This is a genomic window from Halosimplex yunnanense (assembly GCF_054504345.1).
The window spans coordinates 1-18,330 of the sequence record NZ_JBTJEL010000031.1; the positions used below are offsets into that span (position 1 = coordinate 1).

Sequence of the window (18,330 nt, forward strand, 5' to 3'; positions counted from 1 at the left end):
ACGAGTTCGTCCACCCCTACAGCGGGTTCGGCGAGGAGTGAACACGCTCGGGCGGCGGCTCACTCGCCCGCAGTGACCCAGTCGTGGCCGGGTATCGTCCCCGAAACGGTGTAGGTCGCGTCCGGATCGTAGTCGGGGAAATTGAATGTCCCTTCGAGGACGCTTTCGCTCCGGGGGATCACGGTCATCTTCTGTTCCTTTTTGCCGATGAGTTCTCCCTCGCGTTCGACTTTGACCGTCCCCGTGGGATTTCCGACACCGTCTCCGTCGTTGGTCACTACCATGGTTGCGATTATCCTCGGAATATCTGTGAGCGTCATAGAGACATCTTCGATATCCAGATCCGGCTGGTCGTCGGAACTGGAACACCCCGCCGTTGCTCCAGCGAGCGAAACGACCCCGGCTTTCAGGAGCGTTCGTCGGTTTGTTACGGAACCCTCGTTAGCCATGATTCACTGATTGTTAGTATCACAGGATAATGTCATTTAATTTTTGACATCCGTACACTCGAGAGAGTCACTCACAATAGCAGTCTTAGTTGTTTTTACTGCCGTCGAGAGATTTGGGCGAGGGCACCAGCCTAGGTAATCGAGATACGCGAACTCGTCGCCGCCGGAGACGACGGCAACGTGGTGTTGCAGTCCGCCATCGGCGACCACCTGCCCGAGGGCGAGACCGGCCTGAGCACCGCCCAGCCGCAGGGCTCCCGACGGCAGGGCTGCTCGGTTCACTCCTTGAACACGCCGTGTTCTGAGCCCGGACCGTCGTGAGCGATCCCGAAAAAATTCCGCGAGTCGCTTACTCGTCGCCGCCGTCGGTGAGGACTTCCACGTCGTCGCTGCCGTCCTCGTTCAGGTACTCCGGCAGGTCTTCCTCCGCCTCCGCCTCGTCGCGGTCACGGTCCCAGACGCGGGAGGTATATTCGTGGCACATGGTAGCACACCATTCGGAACGCGGGACCGGACGCAGTTCAACCTTGCGTCGGTGGGGAACGGTCGAGATGGAGACCGCGATGGAAGAGCCGCGAGAACCGCGCCTCAGTCGGTCGGCGTCGCCGCTTTGGCGTCTTTCGCGCCCTCGACGGTCTCGGTGACAGCGTCGACGCCCTCGTCGTGGACGAGGTCGCCGACGATGACGGTGTCGGCGTGCTGGGCCATCGTGTTCGCCGACTCGTAGTCGTGGATGCCACCGCCGTAGAACAGCGCCGACTCCTCCAGCGCGTCGGCGGCCGCGGCGACGACTTCGGGGTCGCCGAACGTGCCCGAGTACTCGGTGTAGATGATCTCCTGGCCGAGCATCTGCTCGCCGACTTCGGCGTAGGCGGCCACGTCTTCGGCGTCGAGATCACAGTCGGACTGGGTGAGCGTCGCGGCGGCGGAGTCGGGGTTGAGCACGATGTAGCCCTCGGTGTAGGTGCGCTCCCAGTCGATGTCGTCGTCGATGCGGACCCACTCCTTCTGGACGCCCGTGATCCACGCGATGTCGCCGGCGTTGAGCACCTCGGGGACGAGGTAGCCGTCGACGCCGTCGCGGTAGACGACGTTCGCCGGGTTCGACGGCTCGACGTACAGCGGCACGTCGTACTCGGCGCAGGCGTCTACCACCTCGGCCATCTTCTCCTCGGTGACGCCCGTGGTGCCACCGACCTCGATGGCGTCCGTCCCACAGGTGACGACGTCCGCGAACGTCTCGCCGTCGACGAGATCCTTGTCCGGGTCGACCTTCAGAATGTGGTCCCAGTCGTCCCACGGCCTCTGCATACTCCCACACATCTCACCGGGCGGTAAAACCGCTTCGGATAGGGGCGCGATCGAGATGTGTGCATCTCGGTCGCCTCGCCCGCGGAGATACACCGGGCGTTGGAAGCCCTCGACGCGCTCGCGGTCGCTGAGCGGGATATCCGCGCTCTCGGCAACGCCCGCACGGATAGTGGCCCGCTCAGGCGACTAAATTGGACGCGAGCCCGCCTCGCCCTTTCAGTCCGCCAGGGACAGCACAGCACTACGACCGCAAACAGCCACACACCTCCCCAACCGATTGCGCTTCTCGGCCTGCGGCCTGCGATGCTCATCCCTCGCACGACTCCGTCGCGAGATGAAACTCGCGACAGCGCGCGCCATCTCGAACGACCACACCAGTGCCACCAGACCTATTTCTCGGCCGTGCTATGCGCGTGGTATGGCAGACGGCGCGCGATTGACGACTGTCGAAGATGTCTACGAGGAGGGGTCGTACACGTTCACGGCGCTGGACCAGTTCGACATGGACGAGGAGGTCATCGTCGTCCCCTGCGAGGACCCCGAAGAGACCGAACCGGCAGCGGGCGAAGGCGACCGCGGCGTCGCCGCGTGGATCAACCGCTGCACCCACGAGTCCCAGCGGTTCGACACCGGCCGCGGCGTCCCCATGCGCGACGGCGAGATCATCTGCCCGAAACACGGCTCGTTTTTCGACTCCTGCTCGGGCGACTGCGACAACGGCGAAGCGGCGGGAACGACGCTCCCCGACGTGGACGTGGCCGTCGAAGACGGCGAGGTGTATCTCGTCGACGACGACTACACGTTCGGCCACGAGGGGAAAATCGACGACGGCGACAGCGGTCCCGGATCCACGTCGCACATCGGATTCTGAACTGCGCCAGTAGTCTCCGGACGCGATCGAGTGAAACGAGCGAGTCGTCCGGCTTTTTGGCCGAGATTCTTCGCCGAGTGGGTCGCGGGCCGCCGTCCCGCGACCGAATGTCGTGGCGGCGTACCGCTACGCCGTTCCCGCAGGTCGCCTCCGGCGACCGAGGAAACCCGAGGCGAAAAAGTGAGTTCTAGTCGCCCTCTGCGCGTTCGTCTGCGGCGTTCGCTCCGTCGATGAGGTCCTCCGCGTCGGCGTCGGACTCGGCGCCCGCGTCGTCGTCGGGGTCGTCGTCCGAATCGGTCTCGGGTTCGGGGACCTGCGACTGCCAGTCGCGGATCTGGCCAGCGCTCACCCCTTGGATCTCCGTCGCGAGGACTTCGGGATCGACGTCGTGGAGGTCCTGCGGCGCCTCGACGCCGGCGGTCTCCAGACGCTCGGCCGTCGCGGGGCCGACGCCGTCGAGGTCTTCGAGGTCGTCGACCGCCTGCCGAGCCTGGTACTCCTTGAAGTTGCAGATGGGACAGCCCAGTTCCCACGGATCGTCGCCGCTGTGGACGACCAGTTCGGGTAGGTCGTGCTCGTCGCAGTACTCGTCGGTGATCTCGATGTCGCCGCGCCGCGGGAGCGGCAGCGAGTAGTCGCAGTCGGGGTAGCGGGTACAGCCGACCAGTCGCGAGCCCGACCGGACCTGCTTGATCGCGAGTTCGCCGCCCTCCTCGTCGCCACAGTCAGGACAGACGCCGATGACCTCGTCCTCGCTCTCGTCGGCCTCGTCGGCCTTGCATTGCGGGCAGCCGTGGACGAACGTGTCCCGGCCGGCGAGCATCTTCACGTGGTTCAGCCCGTGCTCCTCGCAGGACTCCTCGAGGACGAGCGGCTCGCCCGAGTTCGGCAGCGGGAGCGTGTACTGACAGTCCGGGTAGCCGTCGCAACCGACGAAGTACGATCCCTGTCGGCTCTGGCGGATGAGGAGGTCGTGGTCGCTCTGGGGACAGGGGCCGAGCCGGCGGTCGGCCTTCAGCGACTCCTGGAGATGGTCGCCGATGTCCTCGCGGGACTCCCGGAGTTCTTCGAAGACGCGTTCGAGCATCTCCCGGGACTCCTCGGTCACGTCGTCGAGCGTCGCCTCGCCGCTGGCGATGGCGGACATGTCCTGCTCGAGTTGAGCAGTCATGTCGTCGCTGACGACGCGGTCGGCGAAGTCCTCGGCGGCCTCGACGACCGCCTCTGCGATGGAGGTGGGCCGCGGCGGGTCGGACTCGATGTACCCGCGGTCGTAGAGCTTCTCGATGGTGTTGTGTCGCGTCGCCTTCGTCCCCAGTCCGAGATCCTCCATCTTCTGGATGAGCCGGGACTGGCCGTACCGGCGGGGCGGCTGGGTCTGCTTGGCCTCGAGTTCGACGTCGGTCACGTCGAGGTGTTCGCCCTCCTCGACGGCCGGCAGGAACGACTCGCTGGCCGAGGAGTAGGGGTAGACGGCGTGGTAGCCGGGTTCGAGCAGGCGCTTGCCGGTGGCCTTGAGCTTGCAGTCCTTCGCCTCCGCGACGACGCGGAGGTGTTCCCACGTCGCCGCCTCCGAGACCGTCGCGAAGAAGCGGCGGACGACGAGCTCGTAAATCTCCCACTCGTCCTCGTCGAGGGCGCCCCGGTCGGGGAGTTCGCCCGTCGGGTGGATCGGCGGGTGGTCGGTCGTCTCGTCGTCGCCCTCGGTCGCCTCGATCTCCTCCAGATCGAGCAGCGACTCGGCGTCGTCGCCGAACTCCCGCGTCGCGACGAACTCGTCCAGCAGTTCCTCGGGGTCCAGATCGTCGGGGTAGACCGTGTTGTCCGTCCGCGGGTAGGTGATGTAACCGGTGGTGTACAGCTCCTCGGCGATAGACATCGCACGCTGGGCTGAGTACCCCAGCGAGCCCGCGGCGGAGATGAAGGCGGTGGTGTTGAACGGCGCCGGCGGGTTGTCCGTCCGGGTGCGTCGGCGGACGGTCGTGATCTCCGCGCTCGTCGCCTCGCGGAGCCGCTCGTAGGCCTCCGTCGCGTCGTCCTCGTCCCAGACGCGCTCGGCCTCGCTGCCGTCGTCGTCGTAGAAGTACTGCGCCTCGAAGGTGTCGCCGTCCTTCGTCAGGTCGGCGAACAGCTCCCAGTAGTCCTCGGGGTCGAACGCCTGAATCTCCCGCTCGCGGTCGACGATGAGCTTGAGCGTCGGCGACTGGACCCGCCCGACGGAGATGAAGTCCTCGCCGAGCTGTCGCGCCGACAGCGAGAGGAAGCGCGTGAGCGCGGCGCCCCACACGAGGTCGATGATCTGGCGAGCCTCGCCGGCGGCGGCCAGGTCGAAGTCGATGTCGTCGGGTTCGGCGAAGGCGTTCTTGACCTCCCGTTCAGTGATCGAGGAGAAGCGGACCCGCTTGACGGGCACGTCGGTCTCCTCGCGGATGAGCTCGTAGGCCTCCTTGCCGATGAGTTCGCCCTCGCGGTCGTAGTCCGTCGCGATGACGGCCTCGTCGGCCTCGCGGGCGAGCTGTCGCAGCGTGGTGACGATGTTCTGCTGGGTCGGCGACTTGACGATGTCGGCGTCGATCAGCTCGACCGGCTCGACGTCGCGCCAGTCGGAGTACTCCTCGGGGAAGTCGACGCCGACGACGTGGCCCGAGAGGCCGACGCAGCGCGTGTTCCCCCAGCGGTAGACGTTGACCCCGTTGCGCTGGGTCGTGCTCGCGCCGCCGTCACTGAGGATCTCGGCGATCCGTCTGGCGGCGTTGTTCTTCTCGGTGATTATCAGCTCCACCGAGAGCCACCTCCGGGTCCGCGGGAGTCGGTCATGGAAGCCGATAGGCGTGTCCCCGCCCTAAAGGTTTCGGGCGAAATCGGCCGACAGCGAGCGTGTGCGTGCGATCGAGCGCGGTCGCGTCACGCGTGGGCGTGCGCGATGGACTACTCAAGCGGCCTGTTCTGCCGTCCCGCTCGACTCGGGTTCGCGGGGGATCTGGCAGGCCGGTTCGTGACTGGCTCGGATCGCGCTCCCGGTTAACACGAGGACGCTCGCGGCGAAGAAGAGGCCGCCGACCGGCGAGGACGGATCCATGAACGCCCAGTAGACGGGCGTGGCCGCCGCGCCGAACATGGCGCCGGCGGCTCCGTAGACGGCGGGCGCACAGCAGCCGCAGGCGGTCGCGCCGGCGGTCGTCACCGTCCCGATCATCGCCCGCGGGGACTCGATGGCCCCGCCCGTCGTCCACTGGCGGGCGGCGAGCGCGGCGTTGGCAGCGACGAGGCCGCCGAGCACGCCGACGAGCAACAGCGAGCCGACCGAGACGTACCCGGACAGCGGGATCGCGGGAAAGTAGAACTCGACCGCGGGCCAGTAGACCAGCGGCGAAGCGACCTGATAGGACGTGACGAATCCCTCGCCGGCCATGTCGGCCGTCACGTCGGGGTTCATCGAGACCGTCCCGGCCGAGAACGCGTAGAAGACGGCGAACAGTACGAAGGTGACGGCGCCGGTGACCAGCGGGACCCGTCCGGCGAGGACGCGCGGGAACGCATCGCCGGCGTCGCGCCACAGGACGTACCCGATGGCGACCGGCACCGCAGCGGCGAGCAGGTACCCGAACGGGTGATACAGACCTTCGTTGGGCATCAGCGCCGGGTAGCCGATCCACGCCGCGAGCAGGAGGCCGAGGCCGACGTACCGCGGCCGCTCGGGCCACTTCCACCGGACCACGACGAGGCTCCCGAGCGCGAGCAGGCTCGCGGAGACGGCGTTGACGACGGGGAACCAGCGCGTCCAGTTCGGCGTGTCGCCGGGCGTGATCTGGACCTCGACGAGACCGATCGTCCCCGCGATGACCAGCACGACGCCGCCCGAGAAGAGAGCGACGCCGAGCCGCCCCGACTGGTCGGCGTCCCGGAGCGCCGACCAGCCGCCCGCGACGGCGAGGATGCCGAGGACCGTGACCGCGCCGAGCACCCAGTGGGGCGTCCCGGCGTGGGTCGTCCCGCTGTGGGCGACGACGGCATCGATAGCGCGAGGGAACCCGCGCGCGAACCCCCCGAGCGCCTGTCCGAGTGTCATTGTCGACGGTCGGGGCCGGACGGTCAAGGACGTTCTGATACGCGAGTCGAAAGCCGGTGTTCACGCGCCGACGGCGGTCGACCCACGTCGGCGATTCCGCGACGAATACGTTTAGGGACGGGTAGTCCCTCCACGGGGACAGTGAGCGAATCGGAGAGTCGCGTGGACATGACCACCGGCGCGGTGACGCCGCGCCTGTTCAGGCTCGCCTGGCCGCTGGTCGCCGGCAACCTCCTCCAGACTGCCTACAACCTCGCGGACATGTTCTGGGTCGGCCGGGTCAGCGCCGAGGCCGTCGCCGCCGTCTCCCTGATGTTCCCGACGGCGTACCTGTTCATCTCCGTCGCGATGGGGCTGACCGCCGCGACCAACGCCGTCGTCTCCCAGCACATCGGCGCCGGCAACGAGCGCCGCGCCCAGCGGACCGTCGCCCAGTCGGTCCTGCTCGCCCTCGTCGTCGCCGCGCTTCTCGCGACCTTCGGCTTCGTCGTCCGGAAGCCACTCGTCGCGCTGATCGGCGCCGAGGGCGCGGTGTTCGACGCCGCGATCGCCTACATCGAGTTCGTCTTCCTCGCCATTCCCTTCACCTTCCTCTTCTTCGTCTTCCGCTCGTCGCTGCGGGCCGCGGGCGACACGAAGACCGCGATGTGGCTCGTCGGCGCGAGCGCGGGCCTCAACATCGTCATCGACCCCGTGTTCATCCTCGACTGGGGACCGTTCCTCGGCCTCGGCGCGCAGGGCGCGGCCATCGCGACGTTCATCTCCCGGGGCGTCGCCGCCGCCATCGGCCTGTACATCCTCGTCGACGGCGGGTGGGGCATCCGCCTCCGGCTCGGCGACCTGACCCCCGACTGGGCCATCCTCCGCCGGCTGATCGACGTGGGCTACCCCGCGACGTTCGACGGGCTCACGCGCTCGCTCGCGGCCGTCACCTTCGCCGCGCTGGTCGCCCGCTTCGGCGCGGTGGCGACCGCCGCCTACGGCATCGGTCTCCGCCTCATGTCCGTCTCGTGGACCGTGTCGGGCGCCGTCGGGCAGGCCGCCGCGACCGGCGTCGGCCAGAACCTCGGCGCCGAACAACCGGACCGCGCGGCCAACGTCACGTGGAAGGCTACCGGCGGCGCGATGGCCGTCCTCTTCGCCGTCGGCGGGCTGGTCTACGCCTTCCCCGCTATCGCGATGGGCGTGTTCATCGGCAAGCAGGCGGTCATCGACGCCGGGGTCACGCTCCTGCGGATCATCGCGCCCTTCTGGGCGTTCTTCGGCGGGCTGATGGTCATCCAGGGCGGGTTCCGCGGCGCCGGGAAGACGACCGTCGCGTTCGTCCTCTCGCTGCTCTCGCGATGGATCTTCCGGGTCCCCGTGGCGTTCGTCCTCGCCTACGCCGTCGTCCTCGACCCGGTCGAGATCACGCCCGTCGACGTGAACGGCCTCTGGTGGGCGATGGCCGTCTCCGCCATCGCCTCGTTCGTGGTCGGCGTCGCGTGGTTCCGCCGCGGCGGCTGGAAGGACGCCGTCATCGACGAGGAGGGCGAGAGAACCGCCGGTGACGCGCCAGTGGGCGAGTCGGTCGGTGGCGACGGCAGAGAGGGCGAGGAGCCCGTAACGGACTGAGGGGAGACCAATCTTGTAGTGGGTTCCGCCCGCATCGCCGACATGGACTTCGGCTACCACCACGCGAGTTTCGACTACCCGGACGAGCCCGACCGGCCCGCCATCGAGTCGACGGTCGAACGCGCCCAGTGGCTCGAATCCGAGGGGTTCGACTGGCTCTCGCTGATGGACCACGTCTGGCAACTGCCGTTCGTCGGCCAGCGCGACGAACCGTTCCTCGACTGCTACACGGCCCTGCCCGCCATCGCGCAGGCCACAGGGTCCCTCGAACTGAGTGCCCTCGTCACCTGTCCGCACTACCGGAACCCGGGCTATCTCGGCCGCACTCTCGCCACACTCGACCACGTCTCCGGCGGGCGCGCCGTGCTCGGCATCGGTGCCGGCTGGTACGAGGACGAGTACGACGCGATGGATCTGGATTATCCCGACATCGAAACGCGGAACAGGCAGATGCGCGAGACCATCGAGATCTGCCGCGCCATGTGGACCGAGGACTCGCCCGTCTCCTACGCGGGCGAACACTACGAAATCGACGGGTTCTACTGCGAACCGAAGCCCGACGAGATCCCCGTCCTCGTCGGCGGTGGGGGAGAGGAACTGACGCTCAGGGCGACCGCGGAGTACGCAGACCGCTGGAACGTGCCATCGGGCGACCCCGAGACTATCGACTACAAGCTCGACGTGCTCGAAGGCCACTGCGACGACCTCGGCACCGACTACGACGCCATCGCGAAGACCGTCGGGAACCGGACGGTGATCCGCGAATCCAGCGAGGAGGCCCACGAGGTCTACGAGGAGTTGATGGAGCGGACCGAGGCTGGACCGACGCCGCGCGACGAAGGCCGAGGCGCCGTCGGGTCGCCCGCCGAAGTCGCCCGCCGGCTGGAGCGGTTCGACGAGGTCGGTGTGGACACGTTCACGCTCATGGTCCCCGCGAACGACCGCCGGACCGTGGAGCTGTTCGTCGACGAAGTGATGGACGCAGTATAGCCCCACGAGTCTCTGAAGTAGCAAAGAGCGCGGCGGTCACGACGGCTGTCTGTTCTTCGAGAAGATACTTACCACACCGTTCTGTTCCAGCGGTATGGTATCGATCAGTCCCCGCCGGGCGGTCTTCCTCCGAGATGCGGTGGTCGCGACGGTGTTACTCGCCGTCCCGATGGCGCTCTACCGCGCGTACGTCGAACCCTCTGTCCTCCGGATCCCCGGGATGGTCCTCTACGTCCCGCTACTGATCGGCTATACAGTCCTCGGCGGTGAGACCGAAAACGGCCTCGGCCCCTCCGTCCCGGCGATCGGTCTCTACCTCGTCGTCCTCGGGATACTCGTCGCAGCCGTCGCCGCGTACGTCCGCGAGTCGTAGCGTGGCCCAACATCAGAACGCGGCCCGCTCGCCTCGATTCTATCCGTCCAGTTCGTCGCGGAGTAGCTGGTTCACGTCACCCGGGTCGGCGGAGCCGCCGGTCTTCTGCATGACCTGACCGACGAGGAAGTTGATGGCGCCGCCCTCGCCGTTGTGATAGTCATCGACAGCGTCGGGGTTCTCGTCGATGGCTTCCACCACTGCGTCCTGGATCTCGTCGCCGCTGGTCTTGCCTAGCCCTTCCCGCTCGACGATGTCGTCGGGTGCGTCCCCGTCGTCGAGCATCCCACGGAGGACCGTCTCGCGGGCGTTCTTGGTCGTGATCTCGTCGGTGGCGACGAGTTCGACGAGGCGCTCGATCTCGTCGAAGCGGCCGGAGACGTCGGTGATCTCCATGTCGCGGTAGTTCAGCTCGCCCAGTAGCTCGTCGGCGACCCACGTCGCGGCCAGGTCGGGGTCGAACTGCTCGGCGACGTCCTCGAAGAAGTCCGCGACCTCCTTCGTGCTCGTGAGTTTGTCCGCGGCCTCCTCGTTGAGGCCGTACTCCTCGCGGAAGCGCCCGCGGCGGGCGTCCGGGAGTTCGGGGATGTCGATCCGTTCCTTCCAGTCGCTGACGCGCAGCGGCGGCAGGTCGGCCTCGCGGAAGTAGCGGTAGTCCTTCTCCTCCTCCTTCGAGCGCATCGAGAGGGTGACGCCCTTGGACTCGTCCCAGTGGCGGGTCTCCTGCTCGACGGCGCGCCCGCGCTGGATGGCGTTCTTCTGGCGGGTCTCCTCGTACGCGAGGGCTTTCTCTGCGCCCTTGTGGCTGGAGATGTTCTTGACCTCGGTGCGGTTCGGGTCGGCGTCTTCCAGGGTCGACGCGTTGATGTCTTCGCCGTCGACCTCGCTCATGTCGACGATGGAGAGGTTGGCGTCCACGCGCAGGGAGCCGTCGCGGGTGGCGTCGAAGATGCCGAGGTATTCGAGCACCTCGGTGAGTTTTGCGAGGAACGAGCGGACTTCGTCGGGCGAGCGGAAGTCCGGTGCGGTGACGATCTCCATCAGCGGCGTGCCCGCGCGGTTGTAGTCGACCAGCGTGTAATCCGCCGTGTCGATGGACCCGCCCTTGTGCTGGAGGCTGCCCGGGTCCTCTTCGAGGTGTGCCCGGTTGATCGTGACCGAGCGGCGTTCACCCTCGACGGAGAACTCCAGCTCGCCGTCGGCACAGATAGGGGCGTCGTACTGGGTGATCTGGAAGTTCTTGGGCAGGTCGGGGTAGTAGTAGTTCTTGCGGTGGAAAGTCGTCTCCTCGGGGATGGTTGCGTCGATGGCCTTGCCCACCTTGACGGCGGCCTCGACGGCGCCCTCGTTGAGCACCGGGAGCGCGCCGGGCAGGCCGAGACACACCGGGCAGGTGTGGGTGTTGGGCTGGTCGTCGCCGACGTCGGTCGAGCAGTCGCAGAAGATCTTCGTGTCCGTCTCGAGCTGGACGTGGACCTCCAGCCCGATGACGGTCGCCAGATCCTCCGTCTCGACGGCTTGTGCGGTCATTACCCGCGATTCGTGACGGCCCGGCTAAAGGCTAACGACCCGCGGAAAGCCACGCGAAGCGTCGGAATAGTCTGGGGGCTATTCGATCTCGACGCCAGCCTGGAAGATGTACTGGTCCACTCGGCCGCGTACGGTCACGTCCTCCGTGAACGCCGTGGCGTTCTGTGGGAGCGTCGGGCGCTCGCCGACACTGGCGTGGAACGTCGCGGTACCGTTCTCTTCGGTCCGGTAGATGTAAACGTTCTCACCGGGACCGACTCGCTCGTCGAGCGTGACGTTCCCGAGCCTCCCGTCCCAGTCTGTATCGTTGATAGACAGTTGCGTGCCGGCCTCGATGGCCGGGCCGTCGGTCGACGACAGTTCGATGAGTCTGTCGCCGTCCGTGGCGTCGGCGGTCATCTGGGGCGGGTCCGACACCCAGTCCGGTTTCGAGACGATATCGCCGCTGGCCTTCTCCGTTCGAATCGTCACCGTCCGTGTGTCGGTCTCGTCCCCGTAGTCGACCGTGTACGTGATCGTCCCATTGACGATGCGACCGTCGCTGGCCACGTCGATGGTTCCACGCACGCCGTCCGGGTCACCCTGGGTACCGGGGACGTTGTCGGTATCGAGACTGCTCGCGTTCAGGACGACGCGCTCTCCCTCGTCGGTCGGTCTGACACCGATCGGTTCCCACGAGACGGCCTCGACGTGGTTCGATATGGTCCCTTCGGGTGAGTCCGCGAAGTACTTCGTGATGTCCCGCAACTCCGCCCGGTCGTTGAGGTACCACGTCTTCCCGTTGCGCAATATCCCCGCTTCGTTCGGCCCGACCCAGACCGTCGTTTCAGATGGGGTCCCCGCGTACACCGTCGTGAGCGAGGCGTCGCTGTCGTTCTTCCCGTGATGCGCGAGGAGCGTCCCCGTCGAGTTCTCTACGGTCAGGTCGATCCGGTGTGGGACCTCCGAGAGCCGGTCCTCGAACGTGTCCGTCAGCGTTTCGGGTTCGACAACTTCCGTCCACACGCCCTCTGGCAGCGACATCGACGAGAGCGGGTCGAGGCCCGGGGCCGGCGTCGGGGTTGGTCTCGGCGTCGGTGTCGGCGTATCGTCGTCAACCACCGGTTCGTCGGTCGGCGTCGGTGTCGGCGTAGGCGTCGCGGTCGGCGTAGGCGTCGCGGTCGGCGTCGGTGTCCCGGTCGGCGTAGGCGTCGCGGTCGGCGTCGGCGTCGGTGACGCAGTCGGTGTGGGCGACGCCGTGGGAGTTGCCACCGCTGTCGACGATGCGGTCGCCGACGGCGACGCTGTCCGACTCGTCGGCGCATCAGTTGCCCCCGACGACGGCGTCGGAGAGGGCGTCGCCGTCTGCGCCGATCCCTCGGTGTCGGTGGCGGCAGTGGTCGGCACCGCCGTCGGCGTCGCGGTCGGCGAGTTGCTGCCATCGTCTGGCTGAGCATCCGTCGCTGTCGGTGCGTCAGTGACTCCGTCGTTCGGCTCCGGCGTCGCCGTCTGCGACCCACCGAAGGCATTGCAACCCGCGAGGAGGACCAATCCAACGACTGCGAGGGCGGCAAATCGTCGACCCATATCGGGAGAACACATTACCAATTGAAAACATTTTATATATGAATGGTATGCTGTCACCGCGGACCAGCGAGGTGGCGCGTCCGACTAGTCGCCACTCCGCGTCCGCCTCGACGCGCGGCGGCAACGACCACAGCGCCGAGACTGGTTCGAGGTCGCCAACCGGCGTCGGCGCGGGTGCAGCGGTCGGGAACCTTGACAGGCTCTCTCTCGCCGTCTCGTTCGCCTACCTCACCGCCTCACCGAGATCGACCGGCGTCGCCGTCGACTCACAGTCCCCGATGATGGCACCGCCAGAGAGGACGATCAGCGCCGCCACTGCAACTATCGGCCTGTTGTCCACACCTGTCAGCTAGACCCGCGTCAATGAGCGGGAGCAGTACTCAAACATCGATTCGGCGGCCGTTCGGAGCGCGACCCCGGTCGAACGGTGTCGGATCACGCCGCGGGTAGGCGGTACCTATCAGGTTCGGGGGGAATGTCTGACGTAGGTTTATCATACGGGAGTCCGGTCGTAGTGATATGTGCGGTAACCGAGTCGAGGAACTCGAATCACGCGTCAAGGAACTCGAGGCGTCCGTCGAAGGACTGACGGACGAGCTCGTCGAATGCAAGGTTCGCCTGCGCGAACTCGAGAACGCCGTGGACGAGGACACCGGCTTCACCTCCGAAGACGCGCTGAACACGTCGGAATCTCCAGACGAAAGCGAGGCCGATAGGACTAAAACCGAGGATACCGACGGAGATGATAGCACGGAGACTGGCCCGGGCGACATCATCGTCGCGTAGGCCACGACTCTACCGCGAGCGACCATGCACATCAAAGAGCTCGTCCTTGACAATTTCAAGAGTTTCGGCAGAAAGACTCGCATCCCGTTTTACGAGGATTTCACGACCGTCAGCGGCCCCAACGGCTCCGGTAAGTCCAACATAATCGACGCCGTCCTCTTCGCGCTCGGACTGGCCCGGACCTCCGGCATCCGCGCCGAGAAGCTGACGGACCTCATCTACAACCCCGGTCACGCCGACGGCGACGTCGAGATCGACGGCGAACGCGAGGCCGTTGTCGAGGTCATCCTCGACAACAGCGACCGTACCCTCGACCGGTCGCAGGTCGTCACCGCCGCCGGCACCGAGAACGTCGGCGACGTCGACGAGATCTCCATCCGCCGTCGCGTGAAAGAGACCGACGACAACTACTACTCCTACTACTACATCAACGGCCGCTCGGTCAACCTCTCGGACATCCAAGATCTCCTCGCGCAGGCGGGGGTCACCCCCGAGGGATACAACGTCGTCATGCAGGGCGACGTGACCGAGATCATCAACATGACCGCCGGCGCCCGCCGCGAGATCATCGACGAGATCGCCGGCGTCGCGGAGTTCGACCAGAAGAAGGAATCGGCCTTCGAGGAACTGGACGTCGTCGAGGAGCGTATCGAGGAGGCCGAACTCCGCATCGAGGAGAAGGAGACCCGCCTCGACCAGCTTTCCGACGAGCGCGAGACCGCCCTGGAGTATCAGGACCTCCGCGACGAGAAACAGGAGTACGAGAGCTACCGGAAGGCCGCCGAACTGGAGGACAAGCGCGACGACCTCCAGTCGGTCGCCGCCGAGATCGGCGAACTCGAGGACGAACTCGAAGAGCTACAAGTGGAACTCGACGAGCGACAGGGCAAGGTCGTTCGACTCGACGGCGAACTCGAAGAGCTCAACGCCGAGATCGAGCGCAAGGGCGAGGACGAGCAACTCGCCATCAAACGGGAGATGGAGGAGGTCAAAGGCGACATCTCCCGCTTGGAAGACAAGATCGAATCGGCCGAGGAGACCATCGAGGACGCCGAGAACGAGCGCCGACAGGCGTTCGTCGAGATCGACCGCAAGCAGGAGACCATCGACGACCTGGAAGCCGACATCCGCGAGGCGAAGGTCTCCAAATCCTCACTGAAGGCCGACGTGCAGGACAAAGAGAGCGAACTCGAAGAGGTGCAGGCCCGCATCGACGAGGTCGGCGAGGAGTTCGAGGAAGTCAAAGAGGAACTCGAGGACAAGCGGGCGCAACTGGAGGAGCGCAAGTCCGAGAAGAACGACCTCCAGCGCGAGCAGGACCGCCTGCTCGACGAGGCCCGCCGGCGCTCGAACGAGCAGCGCGAGACCGAAGCCGAGATCGAGGACTTAGAGGAGCGTATCCCCGAGATCGAGGCCGAGATCGACGACCTGGAAGCCGAACTGGAGAAGGCCCGGAAGAACCAGTCGACCATCGCCGAGGTCGTCTCCGACCTGAAAGAAGAGCGCAAGGAGTTACAGGAGGACCTCGACGACATCGAGGACGACCTCACGGCCAAACAGCAGGAGTACGCCGAACTGGAGGCCAAAGCCGGACAGGACGGCGACTCCTCGTACGGGCGCGCGGTGACGACCATCCTCAACGCCGGCATCGACGGCGTCCACGGGACGGTCGGCCAGCTCGGCGGCGTCGACCCCGAGTACGCCGTGGCCTGTGAGACCGCCGCCGGCGGGCGACTGGCCCACGTCGTCGTCGACGACGACAGCATCGGCCAGCGCTGTATCGACTACCTGAAATCCCGCGGCGCGGGGCGAGCGACGTTCCTGCCGATCACGCAGATGCAGAACCGCTCGCTGCCGTCCGTGCCGAACCACGACGGCGTCGTCGACTTCGCGGCCAACCTCGTCGACTACGATCGGGAGTACGCGGGCGTGTTCTCCTACGTCCTCGGCGACACGCTCGTCGTCGACGACATGGACACCGCCCGCGAGTTCATGGGCGACTTCCGGATGGTTACGCTCGACGGTGACCTCGTCGAGAAGTCCGGAGCGATGACCGGCGGTTCCTCGAAGGGGACCCGCTACTCCTTCTCCGGCGGCGAGGGCCAGCTCGAACGGATCGCCGCGAAGATCAACGACCTCGAAGACGAACGGCAGTCCGTCCGCGAGGACCTGCGGGACGTCGAGGACCGCCTCGACGACGCCCGCGACAAGGAATCGGACGCCGCCGAGCAAGTCCGGGACATCGAGACGGACATCGAGCGGCGCGAAAGCGAGCGCGAGGAAGTCGAGACGAAGATCGAGGACCTCGGCGAGCGCCTCGAAGAGATCGAGGCCGAGCGCGACGAGGTCTCCGAGGACATGGACGAGATCGAGGCCGACATCGAGGCGAAGACGGCCGAGATCGACGAGTTGCAGGCCGAGATCGACGAGCTCGAAGCCGAGGTCGAGGACTCCGAACTCCCCGACCTCACCAGCCGGGCCGACGAGATAAACGCGGCCATCGACGATCTGGAGGACCAGATCGACGATCTGGACGGCGAGCTGAACGAACTCGAACTGGAGAAGGAGTACGCCGAGGACGCCATCGACGACCTACAGGAGAAAATCGAGAGCGCACAGAACCGCAAGGCGAAACACCAGGAGCGCATCGAGGGCTTCGAGGACGAGATCGCCGAGAAAGAGGAAGTCCTCGAGGAGAAAGAGGAGGCCGTCGCCGAACTGGAGGCCGAACTCACCGACCTCAAGGACGAGCGCGAGGACCTCAAGGACGAGCTGAAGGAGGCCCGCGCGGCGCGCGACGAGATGAGTGAGGAGGTCAGCGCGGTCGAGAGTGACCTCGACGAGCTGCGCGACGAGCACGACCGCCTGGAGTGGGAGGTCGACGAACTCGAAGCGGCGGTCGGCGACTACGATCCCGAGGAGATCCCCGACCACGACGAGGTCGAGTCAGAGATCGAGCGGCTCGAAGGCGAGATGGAGAAGCTGGAGCCGGTCAACATGCTCGCCATCGAGGAGTACGATCGGGTCGAGGAGGAGCTCGACGACCTGCAGGACAAGAAGGCGACGCTCGTCGAGGAAGCGGAGGGGATCCGCGACCGGATCGACCGCTACGAGGAGAACAAGAAGGCGACGTTCATGGAGTCGTTCGACGCCATCGACGAGCAGTTCCAGGACATCTTCGAGCGCCTGTCGAACGGGACCGGCCACCTGCACCTCGAGAACGAGGAGGACCCGTTCGACGGCGGGCTGACGATGAAGGCCCAGCCGGCCGACAAGCCCATCCAGCGGCTGGCGGCGATGTCCGGCGGCGAGAAGTCGCTGACGGCGCTGGCCTTTATATTCGCCATCCAGCGGCACAACCCCGCGCCGTTCTACGCGCTCGACGAGGTCGACGCGTTCCTCGACGCGAAGAACGCCGACCTCGTCGGCGAGATGGTCGACGAACTCGCCGGCGAGGCGCAGTTCGTCGTCGTCTCCCACCGCTCGGCCATGCTCGAACGCTCCGAGCGGGCCATCGGCGTGACGATGCAGGGCGACAACGTGAGCGCGGTGACGGGCATCGACCTCAGTTCCGAGGGGGTGCCCGCGGATGACTAGCGAGTCGCGAAGCGACTCGGAAGAGCGAGCGGAGAGCGAAGCGAGCCGCGAGCAGACTGACGAAGGCGGCGAAGAAGCGATCCCGCTGAACATCGCCGGTCACGAGGACCGCGACCCGCCGAGCGAGGACGCCGGTGGGTTGTTCGGTGAATCCGACGCCGCGAGCGGGGAGTCGGCCGATAGCGACGAATCCGGCGAACTCGTTACCGGCGATCCGTCGGTCGACGGCCAGCCAGACCCGACGGTAGACGAGGACGCCGAAACCGCCTCCGGCGAGGCCGACGACGATGACGAAGCGGTCGAGCCGGTCGAAGTCCTCGTCAACCTCGCGGAAGACGGTGAGATCGACCCGTGGGACATCGACATCGTCGCGGTGACCGACAAGTTCCTCGACCGCCTCGACGAGGGCGACCTGCGCACCTCGGGGCGGGCGCTGTTCTACGCGAGCGTCCTCCTGCGGATGAAAAGCGACGCGATGCTCGACGACGGCGACGAGGAGGAAGAAGAGCCGTGGGAGGAGCCCTGGGAGCAGGGCGGCGGGATGGCCGACGACGGCTTCGAGGGGCCCGACCCCTTCACCGCGCTGGAATCGGAGATGGACCGGCGGCTGGAGCGCCGGCGCGCCCGCGGGATGCCCCAGACGCTAGACGAACTCGTCCGCGACCTGCGCGAGGCCGAGCGCGACAACTGGTGGAAGGAGTCACGCGAGTACGACACCAGCGACTCGCCGGCGGGCTTCCAGCGGGGCACCCAGGAGCTGGACTACCGCACCGCCGACGACATGCGGATGGACGAGGAACCCAGCGCCTCCGACGTGACCGGCACCGCCCACGAGGAACACGTCGACGAGATCATCGACGACGTCCACGACGCGCTGCGCGAGCAGTACGACAAGGGCCGCGACGAGGTGCTCTACCGCGAGATCGCCGAAACCGGTGGATCCCGAGTCCTCACCTTCCTCGGTCTGCTCTTCCTGGCCCACCGCGGCCACGTGCGTCTCAACCAGGACGACATGTTCGGCGACCTGTGGATTCAGGACCCCAACGCCGCGACCAGTTCCGAAGAAGCGATCGCCGACTGACCCGAAGTTCTCGCCGTAATATCGCCGCGGAGAAAGCGATCCGGGTGATCTGACCGCAAAGAGACACAGGAACGGGAGACGGCGCCCGCGTCC

At 66.6% G+C, this 18,330-nt stretch carries 15 protein-coding genes; 8 read left to right on the top strand and 7 right to left on the bottom strand.

The window, feature by feature from the left end; translation table 11 throughout:
* Positions 1-59: 59 nt before the first annotated feature.
* From AB2U09_RS05715 to AB2U09_RS05725, 3 genes are all read right to left on the bottom strand, one after another.
* A complete protein-coding gene (locus AB2U09_RS05715; RefSeq protein ID WP_459191735.1) occupies positions 60-449 on the bottom strand; it encodes a twin-arginine translocation signal domain-containing protein in 390 nt (129 codons plus the stop codon).
* Between the two features lie 349 nt (positions 450-798).
* On the bottom strand, positions 799-933 hold the full coding sequence (locus AB2U09_RS05720; RefSeq protein WP_459191736.1) for a hypothetical protein: 135 nt from the start codon (positions 931-933) through the stop codon (positions 799-801).
* A gap of 104 nt (positions 934-1,037) precedes the next feature.
* Complete coding sequence (locus tag AB2U09_RS05725; RefSeq protein ID WP_459191737.1) at positions 1,038-1,760, bottom strand: phosphoglycerol geranylgeranyltransferase; 723 nt, start codon at positions 1,758-1,760, stop codon at positions 1,038-1,040.
* 418 nt (positions 1,761-2,178) lie between these two features.
* Here AB2U09_RS05725 and AB2U09_RS05730 point away from each other — a divergent pair, with 418 nt between their 5' ends.
* Positions 2,179-2,631 carry a Rieske (2Fe-2S) protein gene (locus AB2U09_RS05730; protein WP_459191738.1) on the top strand — a complete coding sequence of 151 codons (453 nt, stop codon included), beginning with the start codon at positions 2,179-2,181 and terminating at the stop codon, positions 2,629-2,631.
* 187 nt (positions 2,632-2,818) lie between these two features.
* Here the strand turns inward: AB2U09_RS05730 and AB2U09_RS05735 are convergent, their stop codons facing one another.
* The gene (locus tag AB2U09_RS05735; RefSeq protein ID WP_459191739.1) at positions 2,819-5,413 is read right to left on the bottom strand and encodes a DNA topoisomerase I; all 2,595 of its coding nucleotides are present in this window, start codon (positions 5,411-5,413) and stop codon (positions 2,819-2,821) included.
* Between the two features lie 150 nt (positions 5,414-5,563).
* Complete coding sequence (locus tag AB2U09_RS05740) at positions 5,564-6,700, bottom strand: hypothetical protein (RefSeq protein ID WP_459191740.1); 1,137 nt, start codon at positions 6,698-6,700, stop codon at positions 5,564-5,566.
* 168 nt (positions 6,701-6,868) lie between these two features.
* Here AB2U09_RS05740 and AB2U09_RS05745 point away from each other — a divergent pair, with 168 nt between their 5' ends.
* The 3 genes from AB2U09_RS05745 (at position 6,869) to AB2U09_RS05755 (ending at position 9,677) form a co-directional block, all read left to right on the top strand.
* Positions 6,869-8,314 (top strand): MATE family efflux transporter, encoded by a 1,446-nt coding sequence (locus AB2U09_RS05745; protein ID WP_459191976.1) that lies wholly within the window; start codon positions 6,869-6,871, stop codon positions 8,312-8,314.
* An 18-nt stretch (positions 8,315-8,332) separates the two neighbouring features.
* Complete coding sequence (locus AB2U09_RS05750; protein ID WP_459191741.1) at positions 8,333-9,304, top strand: TIGR03560 family F420-dependent LLM class oxidoreductase; 972 nt, start codon at positions 8,333-8,335, stop codon at positions 9,302-9,304.
* 94 nt (positions 9,305-9,398) lie between these two features.
* The gene (locus AB2U09_RS05755; RefSeq protein ID WP_459191742.1) at positions 9,399-9,677 is read left to right on the top strand and encodes a hypothetical protein; all 279 of its coding nucleotides are present in this window, start codon (positions 9,399-9,401) and stop codon (positions 9,675-9,677) included.
* Positions 9,678-9,716: 39 nt separating this feature from the next.
* Here AB2U09_RS05755 and gatB read toward each other — a convergent pair whose 3' ends face one another.
* Both gatB and AB2U09_RS05765 read right to left on the bottom strand, forming a co-directional pair.
* Positions 9,717-11,207 carry an Asp-tRNA(Asn)/Glu-tRNA(Gln) amidotransferase subunit GatB gene (gatB, locus tag AB2U09_RS05760; protein ID WP_459191743.1) on the bottom strand — a complete coding sequence of 497 codons (1,491 nt, stop codon included), beginning with the start codon at positions 11,205-11,207 and terminating at the stop codon, positions 9,717-9,719.
* A gap of 78 nt (positions 11,208-11,285) precedes the next feature.
* Positions 11,286-12,230 (bottom strand): hypothetical protein, encoded by a 945-nt coding sequence (locus AB2U09_RS05765; RefSeq protein ID WP_459191744.1) that lies wholly within the window; start codon positions 12,228-12,230, stop codon positions 11,286-11,288.
* Here AB2U09_RS05765 and AB2U09_RS05770 point away from each other — a divergent pair.
* From AB2U09_RS05770 to AB2U09_RS05785, 4 genes are all read left to right on the top strand, one after another.
* On the top strand, positions 12,172-12,639 hold the full coding sequence (locus AB2U09_RS05770) for a hypothetical protein (RefSeq protein ID WP_459191745.1): 468 nt from the start codon (positions 12,172-12,174) through the stop codon (positions 12,637-12,639). The genes AB2U09_RS05765 and AB2U09_RS05770 overlap by 59 nt on opposite strands.
* A 653-nt stretch (positions 12,640-13,292) precedes the next feature.
* Positions 13,293-13,559 (top strand): DUF7518 family protein, encoded by a 267-nt coding sequence (locus AB2U09_RS05775; protein WP_459191746.1) that lies wholly within the window; start codon positions 13,293-13,295, stop codon positions 13,557-13,559.
* A gap of 24 nt (positions 13,560-13,583) precedes the next feature.
* Entirely contained in the window at positions 13,584-17,156 is a 3,573-nt protein-coding gene (gene smc, locus AB2U09_RS05780) for a chromosome segregation protein SMC (RefSeq protein ID WP_459191747.1), read from the top strand.
* Positions 17,149-18,237: a segregation/condensation protein A gene (locus tag AB2U09_RS05785; RefSeq protein ID WP_459191748.1), complete on the top strand. Its 1,089-nt coding sequence runs from the start codon at positions 17,149-17,151 to the stop codon at positions 18,235-18,237. Before smc ends, AB2U09_RS05785 begins: the two co-directional genes overlap by 8 nt.
* Positions 18,238-18,330 lie beyond the last annotated feature (93 nt).